Source organism: Halococcus sp. AFM35 (genome assembly GCF_051195015.1).
Lineage (GTDB): Archaea > Halobacteriota > Halobacteria > Halobacteriales > Halococcaceae > Halococcus.
On sequence record NZ_JBNTJU010000082.1, the window covers coordinates 1 to 1,551 of the forward strand.

Annotated in this window: 1 protein-coding gene; it reads right to left on the bottom strand. The window is 55.0% G+C overall.

Features of this window, described 5'->3' with window-relative positions:
* Positions 1-212: 212 nt before the first annotated feature.
* Entirely contained in the window at positions 213-1,412 is a 1,200-nt protein-coding gene (locus ACQUQO_RS18150; RefSeq protein WP_435080048.1) for a transposase, read from the bottom strand.
* Positions 1,413-1,551 lie beyond the last annotated feature (139 nt).

Consider the following 1,551-nt stretch of genomic DNA (forward strand, 5'->3'; position numbering starts at 1 on the left):
GACCCTGCCAAGGTGTGTGTTGCTGAGTGCTGAGACAGAGCCTTTACAGACAGTTGGCTGATGTGTATCGTGGTTAGGTGCGACTCATTTGACTGGTTCGTTAGGTAATTAGAACCGTTTGTGTTTATTTCTATTATTTCTAGAACGTGATATTCATGCCATGATAGCGCAGCCGCTCCGAATGGAGCGGCCAGCGCGTCTCCTTCTCCCGATTAGCCTGCTTCAAGATCGCGGCTCCACAGATACCGCTTCTTTGTCTCGGTGAAGAGTGGAGTTACTGCCTCCATCTCGATGTCCGGGAAAAGCTCGCGCATTCGCGCGAGCGATGCCTCCTGTGAGATGAATCCGTGTTTCACTGTCCGCACGATCATCTGTGTCTTCAGGAACGAGTGGACTCTCTCACGCGACCGAAACCGACGCTTCACCTGCGTCGGTTTCGTGTGGCTGAAGTACCGTTCGGCGTTGTTCGTCGTACTTGGCACCCACTCATCCCGGAGATGGACCGCGAATTTGTCGAAGTTCTCCATCACCTCTTTGACGTAGGTCCGGACCGCTGGCGGCAGGTGCTCGATTTTATCGAGCACTGCCTCAAACCGCCGGAGAGCCGCCGCATACGACGGGGCCGCGAACACACTCTTGAACTCGCTCCAGACAATCGCGGCGTGAAGCTTCTCCGCGTTCGAGTACCGAACGCTCTGGAATACCTTGTTTCGGAGCTTCTTCTCACCGTTTTTCAGGAAATGGAAGTGACATCGGTGGTGAAACGCGCCGAGATCGTCTTCCACGATCTCGGCATAATCGGAGCGTCCATCCGTCGTAACGACGAAGACGGGTTTGTCTTCGAGGGCGGTGGTGAGAAACTCGCGGACCGTAGACTTTGAGCACCTGTCGACAGCTTGCTCGGCGACGGGTGCTCCCATCAGATCATCATAGAGAATCAGACGGTATTCGCGTTTGCCATCAATCCAGAGAAATTGCTCGTCATAGGTGTAGATACCCGAATACATGGGGAGATCGTTTTCGACGATCTCCCCGGTGTCCTCAGCGATCCAGTTGTGAACCTGCTGGTCAGATGGTCGAACACAGAAATGACCGGTACAGATGTCCTGAAGTCGTTCGAGGGACGCGTCGGTGAACGCGTTCACGACGCGTACCAGCCGTCTGACCTCGTCGGGATACCAGTAATCGTCCTCAATGAAGGACAGACTCGGCGAGAACGTCCCGCCACAGATGAGACACCAATACCGCTGCACTCGCACGGGCGCGCGCCCGTGCGGGTGCCTGCCGTAGGTTCCGTGCTTGTTCACACGCTCTGACCCACACTCACAGACCGGCTCTGGATCTTCGACGAGTGAAGGTTCATTAGGTGTGGTCTCGAACGATTCAGATGGTGCGGTGGGAATGCTTGTCATTACATTCACTACCGCACCAACTTCTAAGAATATGATGAGTTGCGTCGCTGCGGCGCAGCGACGCCGAGGTTTCAGGTCAATATCTCACTGAGCGAGAATAGCTACGTTCGTCTTCAACAACACACTCCTTGGCAGGGCC

What these genes read in the sequence shown, in the direction of transcription:
- ACQUQO_RS18150 (WP_435080048.1), bottom strand. Translation starts at nt 1,412, where the DNA reads ATGACAAGCATTCCCACCGCACCATCTGAATCGTTCGAGACCACACCT.